Raw genomic sequence first — 7,707 nt, forward strand, 5'->3', positions numbered from 1 at the left:
GCGGTCGGCTGATGCCGGCTCCTGCCCGAAGGTTGACCAATCAACGCTGAACAGTCAAAAGCGTCATAGTGCTCGGGTGGACAGCTTTGCTGTCCACTTCGCCCAAGACGCCGCAAGTACGGCTCGCCATGAGTGCCACGATTGGAGGGGCGCGGCAGAGCTTGGCGGCTGACTGCGTTTGGCGTTCGGGATTCACGGCTCCTGCCTGTGCGGACGCTCCAGTCGTCGCGTTGTTCCCGCACAGGTAGGAGCCCTTCATCCACTCAGCCGCACTACGCAGCCGCCAAGCCCTGCCGCGCCGCAACCTTCCCACAGGCCACGGGTGTCCGTTTCCTTTGGTGGACGCTGCCGCGTCCACGTCGTCAATAGACACCGCGCCTCCATGCGCAGGGGAAGGCTCACATCCAGCTCGCCACATCGGAAAATTGAAAGGTGCTTGTTGTTATATTTTATCCAGAAACGGAATAATGAGATTTTTGTATGGTAATGATAAAAATGGAATCGTTATTCCGAAATACCAAAAAAGGAGCCGATAGTATGGCTGGCAGAATAAGAAAACTGCATGAAGAAATGAATCGCTGGGCAAGCACGCATCAATTTGACTTAGCAGCTCTCAATGTACTTGCATCTATTGTCATTAGTAGTAAATGGGCACAGATTGTTATGTTAGTAGGGGATTGGAGAGGTATGATGTACGTTGCTTATGGGAACATTGAGCTTTGGGGAACAAGTCATCCAGTCTTTTTGACAACAGTTTCATTACTACTGTCGATAGTTGTGTCGCACTGGCTTAGTCAGAGGAAAAAAGAATGATACACTTTCACAAAAATGGCTTGGTACGAAAAAAGAGACTGCAGCAGCAGTCTCCGGAGGACTTTTCCAGGCCGATGTGAACGGCCTCATGTTCATATTGAAACTCTCCCGCACTGATGTCATTGCCTGGGAGGCCTTCCGCACGGGGAAGATGGAGCTGGCCCTTTATGAGGAGGACGGGGTGCTGTTCTTCCTGTACCAGATAGACGGCATCTTCAAGGAAGGCTGGGGAGACGCCCCCTTAGGCCTTGCCCTGCTGAAACCGGAGGAATGGCCCACAGAAGAGATCCTGCAGGACAAGACCCTGCATCTCTATCTGGTGGACAGCAACCTGCAGGTGCTGCTGTCCCTCAGGCAGGTACAGCTGAATGAGCAGTTCCACTGCACCATCAAAACTTACATAGAAAAACAGAAGGAAAACCACATTTCCCCAAAAGAATACACAGAAAAAGTCCACCGCATCTGGCAGCACCTGAGCTCTGCTGCCATGCGAGAAAAAGCAGCGGCAGTCCAGAAGATCGAGATGACCCTGGGCCACTGATTCCAGCCTCCCCTTGCCGGGGAGGCTATATTTTCACATCTTTTTCATTTGACCAAAGGAAACCATCACCCTCATGCAGAATAATAACATCGTATAATTATCGTTATGCTCAAAAGAGCTGGATTGCGGTACTCATAAGGAAAGAGGTGTCTCTCCATGAAGAAGATGTTCAAGGCAGCTGCCGCAGCCTGCGGTATGCTGGCCCTTTTGACCCTGCCGGGGTGCGGCTCCCAGGGTGGCGCGGGGCAGAAGGTTTACTTTGTCGCCCACGCCGATGCCACAGGCTTTACGGGGCTCTTGTACGAAGGAGTGAAGTCCCGCATGCAGGGAGCAGAGGTGGAATTCCTCAATGCCAACGGCGACCCCAACCTGCAGATTGACCAGCTGAAGGCAGCCATTGAAGAAAAGCCTGCCGCCATCGTGCTGCTGGCAGTGGACGGCAATGCCGTGATCCCCGCCGTGGAAAAGGCCAATGAAGCGGGCATCCCTGTCATCGCCACCAACCGCGACCTGAACGGCGGTACCTTTGCCAACGTAGCTTCCGATGAAGCCCAGGCCGGCAGGCTCCAGGGCGAGTATATGGCCAAGCACCTGCCTCAGGGCGCGAAGGTTGTCTATCTGATGGGCGAAAGCCGCCAGAGCGGCGCCATAGCCCGTTGGGAAGGGTTCAAGGCAGCCTGCCTGGACAAGCGCCCGGACATCCAGCTGCTGGCCAAGGCCGATGCCAACTGGAGCGAGGCCGAGGGGCTGAAGGACATGACCCTCTGGCTGCAGATCTATCCCCAGATAGATGCTGTCGTGTGCGGCAATGACAACATGGCCCTGGGCGCCCTGCACGCCCTGAAGGCTGCCGGCAAGTCCGGCGTCCTCATCTCCGGCGTCGATGCCGTGGACGATGCCCTCAAGGCAGTTGCCGCCGGCGATATGAGCCAGACTGTCAAGCAGGACGCAGACAAGACCGCCGAAGCCATCGCAGGCCTCCTGCAGAAGTCCCTGAGTGGCACCGCCCCCACCGATGACGTGAAGGTGCCCTTTACGGAAATCACCAGGGATAACATTTCCCAGTTCAGATAAGGAGGGTCATCATGAATCATTTAAACGTCAGGATAAAGATTCTCCTGCTGGCCGCCATCATGCTTTTCATCACCTGCATCGTAGCTGCCGTAGGCATCTTTGCTACCTCCCAGGCCAAGCAGTCCATTGATGACATGTACAACTACAACCTCATGACCACCCAGTATCTCAATGATGCCAATACCCAGCTGCAGACCATCATCTCCCATGTCTCCTATGTGCAGCAGCAGAATTTCACCGTGGAAAACCGCAAGATCATCCTGAAGGATATCTCCGACAAGCTGAAGATCATTGAAGATGATGTGCATAAGGTCAAGGAAATCGACCGCAGCCAGCGGGCCCAGGAAACCATCGCAGCCCTGGAAGGGAACCTCTCCGACTTCCAGTCCAAGGTCAAGGCTGCCGAAGCCCTTGGCATGAGCCAGGAAGACCGGGGCAAGCTCTTGGATGAGCTCTCGGGCGTCAGCGCCATCAGCTCCAATCTGGCAGTGCTGACCCCCGACAACGTGCTGCAGGGCAAGCTGCTCTTCGAGGACAATACTGCCACCTACGACCGCACCATCAAGATTTTCGCAGGCATCATCCTGCTGGGCCTTATCGTGGGCATCGCTGCCGCCACCTACATCGCCCAGAACATCGCCGGACCTCTGGGAACCTCCGTCCAACAGCTCAATGCCGTAGCTGACGGCGACCTCACCCAGGAAATCCCCCCGGAGCTCAGCCAGCGCCAGGACGAAGTGGGCAGCATGGTACAGGCTTTGGAAAAAATGCAGGCCTCCCTCAGGAATGTGCTGCGGGAAGTGCGGGGCGAGGCAGACAAGAGCGCCGATATGGTGCAGGAAGTCCAGCATCTGGTAGGCGACCTCAACGACAGCACCCAGGATATGTCCGCAGTCACGGAGGAAATGTCCGCCGGCATGGAAGAAACTGCCGCCTCCACCATGAATCTCCAAACCCTCAGCGACAGGGTAGTGAAAAAAATCCATGAGAATGCAAAAGGGGCCGAAGAAAGCAAAAACTACACAGGACAAGTGGCAGAGCGGGCTGGCCGCCTCCAGTCCACCATGGCCCAGTCCTACAAAGAAGCGGAGGGGGTCTACAATACCACCAAAACCGCCGTGGAAGAAGCCATCGAATCCGCCAAGGTGGTGGAACAGATCAACAGCCTCACAGGAGAAATCACCCAGATTGCCGAGCAGACCAACCTGCTGGCCCTGAACGCCGCCATCGAGGCCGCCCGGGCCGGCGAGCATGGCCGTGGCTTTGCCGTAGTGGCAGACGAGGTGAGGAAACTGGCCGAGCAGTCCCACGACACAGCCGAAAACATCCAGAGCCTCACCAACAAGGTCATCGGCTCCGTGCAGGACCTTTCCAGCGGCGCTTTCAGCCTGCTGAAGTTCATGGAAGAGAAAGTCAGCAAAGACTACGAACTCATCAACGAGACAGCCGCCCAATATCGTGAAGATGCCGACTACCTCAGGGGCTTCGCCCAGAAGAGCAACACTACCTCCAGGGAACTGGCCGAGTCCATAGAGACCATGAACAACGCCCTGGAGGAAATCTCCAAGGCCACCCACGAGGGAGCCGTAGGCAACACCAGCGTGGCAGAAAAAATCGCCCTGGTGGCAGATAAGGCCAACGACATCCTGCAGAAGATCAACATCTCCCAGCAGGGCGCCGAAAACCTCAAGCAGCAGGTGGCAAAGTTCAAGGTCTGAAAATCCCCCATATAACGAGTGCAAGATGTCCCCCACTTCTATAAGTGGAGGCGGTAACTTACTAACAGGCGGCGAGTTAATATCTCCCACCTCGTTAAAAGGCCAAGAGGAAGTTTTTCCTTCGGCAAAACTGGAACAATGGCCTTATAAAAAACTGCCCTCAGCGCGAGGGCAGTTTTCATTTTATTTGAGCAGGAAAAACAGCAGGGGGAACACCACTACCAGATACAAAAACGTGGTGAGAATAAAGGAGCACACCGCCAGATCCGTCCTCAGCTGATATAGCTTCGAGGCCAGCACCGCATTAATGGCAGTAGGCGTAGTGGCGAGAATGACGAAGGTATTCAGCAGCACTGGATCCTGGAACACCAGCCGGCTTGCCTTCCAGCAGGTACATGAAATTTATGTCCCTTTGGCAGGCGCACTCAATCCTGCGTGAGCTGAAGATATGGTTCATTCCCGCATAAACAAGGATGGCCAGCATCTGCCTTGGCGTCGTCAGATTACGATCTATCCGTTGATAGGTCTTCTCCAGTGATGTTATATCCATACCTCCAATACAGTAGCGAAGCAGGCGGACGGGGTCATCTTTGCCAATCTGAAATTCAAGATTAAAAGGAAGGGATACTTGATAACTCCCTCCGAAAGACGTATAATCTTTCTGTGAATTTAGTTTGTGCATACCTAAATTCTACACTTAATCCCGAGGCATTCAAGCCCCGGGATTGTTTTTTTGCATGCGAAAAGGAGCTGCTGCACGTTGATTACGTGCAACAGCCCCTTTTTTGTACTTATATTTAATTATCGTTACGCTTTTTCAGTACAAGCTGCACGGTGGATGGGCTGCATCCGAGTACTTTGGCAATTTTGCGGATAGACATGCCCTGATCGCGGCGAAACAGGATGTCCTTATGCAGGTTCACATTGGTCTTCGGGCCGCGTTTTGCAAAGGCGGCCCGGCGAATAGCCTCGTCATATTCGGCCTTGTTGCGCTCCTGCTGGTCTTTGAGGATGAACTGGGTCTTTTTCTGCAGCTCTGCCCGAAGCTCCTTATTTTCGGCGTGTAACCGTTGGCGTTCTTCTTGCCACACGGATGACTTCCCTTTTAGGTTGGCAAGCTCTTGTCTGAGCGCGTCGTTTTCCTGCCGCAGCCGATCCAGTTCGGATGCAGCCCACTCGCTGTTTACTACCTTTTCCATGACGACCCTCCTTGTGTACTTATAATTAATTATCGTTACACTTATAATATACCATATTGACCGTCAAAAAACAAGAAAAACCGTACCAATAATAAAATATCGGTACGGTTTTGAGGCGTCAATCTGACCGGTCAAAATTGACGGGTCAAATAGATAAGGCCGCCGACATGGGGCGCGGCGGCCTCGATATGTTGCTGTATCGCGCGAATTGGAAGGGCGATACACCTTATTATACCATGTCAGCGGCGCTGCATCTGCAATTCCTTGACGAGTTCGCCAATCTGCTCAGTGAACTTGTCCATCGACCGTTGGAATCGTGTCAGCAGGTAGAACGTCACGACGATGGGAAAGCCGACGGCGGATATGGCCGTAAGGATTGTCTGCTCCATGGCTCCATCCGCCATCAAGCCGTGATGTCCTCATCATCAACCGTGCGGATGAACGCCTTTTTGAGCGACATCAGCTGTGCACCGTTGATAAGGAAGAACTTCGTCTCCCGTACCTTCGTTGCAAAGGCATCCACCTCCGCTTTCGTGACATCTTCACGCGGCGCCGAAATCACCAGCTCCGATGTTTTCCCATCAGAACGGTTAAAAAGCAGAATCAGCGTTTTCTTCATGATGATATACCTCCTTTACGCTCAGCCAACTGCAATCAAGGATGCACTGTCCTCGCGGACAATCGCGCTGATGGTACGCTCCTGCAGCCGTCCCAGGAGGGCTGCCACCTCGTAAACATCGCTATCTGCGACCTCGGGATTTACATGCGGGAACGTCACTACGGCGTAAACATCCTTGCCTGCCGCCGTTTGTCCCTTGATGAATTTGAGTTTCAGCGAACAGGTCTGATCTTCTTTTTTGGTTTCCATGATAAAACCTCCTTCAAAATGCAACAAAGCCGCACGATCGTCACGCCGTGCGGCTTTGCTGCGGAATGACGACCTATGGGGAAAATCCCCTATATATCAAGCGCCAAGCGCCAGATACCGGAGCAGCAGAAGGGTCGTCATCATTCCGTATGTGGGGTTTTTATGGGAATATGGGAAAGGTAGTTCTTATCTACCGTCATAATACCGAGTTGACCGGTCAATAGCAAGGGCTTTTTAAAAATCCATAATAAAAACATCATCAGCGTATTTTAGGAATTTTACGGAAGTACGACCGTATCTTTTAAAATCATCTAACGTAACTAATGCGCCATCTTCTAGTCGAAGTTTTTTGCGTAGCCATTTTCCTAATATGGCATTTGATTCTGCTGTATGAATGCCTTTATTTCCTTGTTGTGCCATTCGCATATAAAAGATTCCATCGTCCTTGGTTACGGCCTTGAATAGCGGACAGTTTTTATCAGAAGGATTTTTTCTATCGGGGAAAAATCCTTCTTTACGTTGCCATTTATTATATGGAATGTATGCTTGATTCCTGTCACGGTTATATTTTACATACATACCATTTTTATCAATATATCCTTCACGTGGGCGAATACCCCAGTTTGGCCCTGAGGTTGCGCCCACAGAACCATCTTTGCCAAGCCAAGAAACTTCCAATATATCAATAGGTGGACGTTTGATAAGGTCTTCATAGGTAAGGTTTTCATAGTTCAGCTCAGAGATTTCATCGTTGGGAATAGACGTATTTGTAAGTTTTAACAAAGAAGGAACGTTTTCATCAAAACAATCAATCGTATCGGGTAAAAGAGAATTATAGTATGCAAATGATTCCGCCGGATCGCAATCTGTTAATATTTCGCGTCGTATACGAAAGGCGTTGACGCTGTAATTAGCAGAACCTGCATACGCAGCTATGGGCTTTTCATCTTTTAACCACGTATATAGCTTTGTATGTACTTCGGCATTTTTATATATATATCGGCATTTGATGCTCATATGTTTATCAATAGCATTGATTCTATTTAATGTTTGCATGATATTACGATGTTTGCGAAGCGTAATTCCGGCACCCTTATACATGCCTAAGATAATATCAATTTTGATTTCTTTAGAAAATCCGTCTGCTTTGCCGCGTTCATCATGTAGCTGAATAAAATGTTGGGAAATCATGTCGCAGTCAGTAAAGCCGGTTACGATGGCAAGATGGTTGCAGTTTAAGCCGGTCATTCGTGCTGGGTCGTATAATACAGGTTCTTCTAAATCATGAGAAAGTAGCATTGTAATCACCTCTATGGAGATTATAGCATAATAATAGGTGCTGTGATAAAATTTGAACGTATTTTATCCACAGCACCTTTTGTGCATGCGCCCGGCGGCGCACGTTCTCCCGTGTTGTTTTATTTTTTCAAAAAAATATAAACACTTTCCCTACTTCGGGGATATAAAGAACAGAAAGCAAGATAACAACCCCCC

At 51.0% G+C, this 7,707-nt stretch carries 11 protein-coding genes; 4 read left to right on the plus strand and 7 right to left on the minus strand.

From position 1 onward, the window contains the following. Nucleotides 1-480 precede the first annotated feature (480 nt). The 4 genes from BM181_RS14620 (at nt 481) to BM181_RS14635 (ending at nt 4,146) form a co-directional block, all read left to right on the plus strand. Entirely contained in the window at nt 481-813 is a 333-nt protein-coding gene (locus tag BM181_RS14620) for a hypothetical protein (protein ID WP_033171186.1), read from the plus strand. A gap of 88 nt (nt 814-901) precedes the next feature. Then, nucleotides 902-1,354 (plus strand): hypothetical protein, encoded by a 453-nt coding sequence (locus tag BM181_RS14625; protein WP_051635346.1) that lies wholly within the window; start codon nt 902-904, stop codon nt 1,352-1,354. Between the two features lie 156 nt (nt 1,355-1,510). Next, entirely contained in the window at nt 1,511-2,428 is a 918-nt protein-coding gene (locus BM181_RS14630) for a sugar ABC transporter substrate-binding protein (protein WP_074515968.1), read from the plus strand. 11 nt (nt 2,429-2,439) lie between these two features. Next, nucleotides 2,440-4,146, plus strand: a complete 1,707-nt coding sequence (locus BM181_RS14635) for a methyl-accepting chemotaxis protein (RefSeq protein WP_075445844.1) — start codon at nt 2,440-2,442, stop codon at nt 4,144-4,146. A gap of 183 nt (nt 4,147-4,329) precedes the next feature. Here the strand turns inward: BM181_RS14635 and BM181_RS15345 are convergent, their stop codons facing one another. From BM181_RS15345 to BM181_RS14665, 7 genes are all read right to left on the minus strand, one after another. After that, nucleotides 4,330-4,515 (minus strand): hypothetical protein, encoded by a 186-nt coding sequence (locus BM181_RS15345; protein ID WP_033171198.1) that lies wholly within the window; start codon nt 4,513-4,515, stop codon nt 4,330-4,332. Beyond that, nucleotides 4,451-4,828 (minus strand): transposase, encoded by a 378-nt coding sequence (locus tag BM181_RS15820; protein WP_081342368.1) that lies wholly within the window; start codon nt 4,826-4,828, stop codon nt 4,451-4,453. Before BM181_RS15820 ends, BM181_RS15345 begins: the two co-directional genes overlap by 65 nt. Before the next feature lie 115 nt (nt 4,829-4,943). Then, nucleotides 4,944-5,345 (minus strand): helix-turn-helix domain-containing protein, encoded by a 402-nt coding sequence (locus BM181_RS14645; protein WP_075431166.1) that lies wholly within the window; start codon nt 5,343-5,345, stop codon nt 4,944-4,946. Nucleotides 5,346-5,584: 239 nt separating this feature from the next. Further along, nucleotides 5,585-5,749, minus strand: a complete 165-nt coding sequence (locus BM181_RS14650) for a YvrJ family protein (RefSeq protein WP_256211399.1) — start codon at nt 5,747-5,749, stop codon at nt 5,585-5,587. Continuing rightward, entirely contained in the window at nt 5,749-5,964 is a 216-nt protein-coding gene (locus BM181_RS14655) for a DUF2922 domain-containing protein (protein WP_075445845.1), read from the minus strand. The genes BM181_RS14650 and BM181_RS14655 overlap by 1 nt, the downstream gene beginning before the upstream one ends. A 21-nt stretch (nt 5,965-5,985) precedes the next feature. Beyond that, nucleotides 5,986-6,213 carry a DUF1659 domain-containing protein gene (locus tag BM181_RS14660; RefSeq protein WP_074515964.1) on the minus strand — a complete coding sequence of 76 codons (228 nt, stop codon included), beginning with the start codon at nt 6,211-6,213 and terminating at the stop codon, nt 5,986-5,988. A gap of 234 nt (nt 6,214-6,447) precedes the next feature. Next, entirely contained in the window at nt 6,448-7,512 is a 1,065-nt protein-coding gene (locus BM181_RS14665) for a restriction endonuclease PLD domain-containing protein (RefSeq protein ID WP_075445846.1), read from the minus strand. Nucleotides 7,513-7,707: the final 195 nt, after the last annotated feature.

This window comes from Pseudoselenomonas ruminantium, assembly GCF_900113715.1.
GTDB classification, from domain to species: Bacteria; Bacillota; Negativicutes; order Selenomonadales; family Selenomonadaceae; genus Selenomonas_A; species Selenomonas_A caprae.

Coding starts and splice junctions, on each gene's coding strand:
- BM181_RS14620 (WP_033171186.1), top strand. CDS start 481: ATGGTAATGATAAAAATGGAATCGTTATTCCGAAATACCAAAAAAGGA.
- BM181_RS14625 (WP_051635346.1), top strand. CDS start 902: ATGTTCATATTGAAACTCTCCCGCACTGATGTCATTGCCTGGGAGGCC.
- BM181_RS14630 (WP_074515968.1), top strand. CDS start 1,511: ATGAAGAAGATGTTCAAGGCAGCTGCCGCAGCCTGCGGTATGCTGGCC.
- BM181_RS14635 (WP_075445844.1), top strand. CDS start 2,440: ATGAATCATTTAAACGTCAGGATAAAGATTCTCCTGCTGGCCGCCATC.
- BM181_RS15820 (WP_081342368.1), bottom strand. CDS start 4,828: ATGCACAAACTAAATTCACAGAAAGATTATACGTCTTTCGGAGGGAGT.
- BM181_RS14645 (WP_075431166.1), bottom strand. CDS start 5,345: ATGGAAAAGGTAGTAAACAGCGAGTGGGCTGCATCCGAACTGGATCGG.
- BM181_RS14650 (WP_256211399.1), bottom strand. CDS start 5,749: ATGGCGGATGGAGCCATGGAGCAGACAATCCTTACGGCCATATCCGCC.
- BM181_RS14655 (WP_075445845.1), bottom strand. CDS start 5,964: ATGAAGAAAACGCTGATTCTGCTTTTTAACCGTTCTGATGGGAAAACA.
- BM181_RS14660 (WP_074515964.1), bottom strand. CDS start 6,213: ATGGAAACCAAAAAAGAAGATCAGACCTGTTCGCTGAAACTCAAATTC.
- BM181_RS14665 (WP_075445846.1), bottom strand. CDS start 7,512: ATGCTACTTTCTCATGATTTAGAAGAACCTGTATTATACGACCCAGCA.